This window comes from Streptomyces sp. CA2R106 (assembly GCF_037034245.1).
Taxonomy (GTDB): Bacteria; Actinomycetota; Actinomycetes; order Streptomycetales; family Streptomycetaceae; genus Actinacidiphila.
Window position 1 is genome coordinate 1 of record NZ_JBAGKC010000182.1, and the last position, 442, is coordinate 442.

Below are 442 nucleotides of genomic sequence, written 5' to 3' on the forward strand. Positions count from 1 at the left end.
GTCCTGATTCACCGCACTACCCGCCACCACCGCCAACACCCGATGCCCACGCGCGCGAGCGTCCGACAACCGCTCCAACACCACCACGCCAACACCCTCACCCCACCCCGTGCCATCAGCCGCCTCCGCAAACGGCTTACACCGCCCATCGCTGGCCAACCCCCGCTGCCGCGCAAACTCCGCGAACATCTCCGGGTTGGGCATCACCGTGACACCACCGGCCAACGCGATCCCACACTCCCCCGACCGCAACGCCTGCGCCGCCAGGTGAATCGCCGTCAACGACGACGAACACGCCGTATCCACCGACACTGCGGGACCCTGCAACCCCAACGCATACGCCACCCGACCCGACGCCACACTCGCCGTCGTCCCGGTGATCCCGAAGCCGCCGGCACCGTCCTGCTCGCCAACTCGGTATCCCAGCGCGGTGATTCCGGCA

At 68.6% G+C, this 442-nt stretch carries 1 protein-coding gene; it reads right to left on the reverse strand.

Features of this window, described 5'->3' with window-relative positions; genetic code table 11:
* Positions 1 to 442, reverse strand: a 442-nt coding sequence (locus tag WA788_RS35640; RefSeq protein WP_335984665.1) for a beta-ketoacyl synthase N-terminal-like domain-containing protein, incomplete at both ends; no start/stop codon positions are given.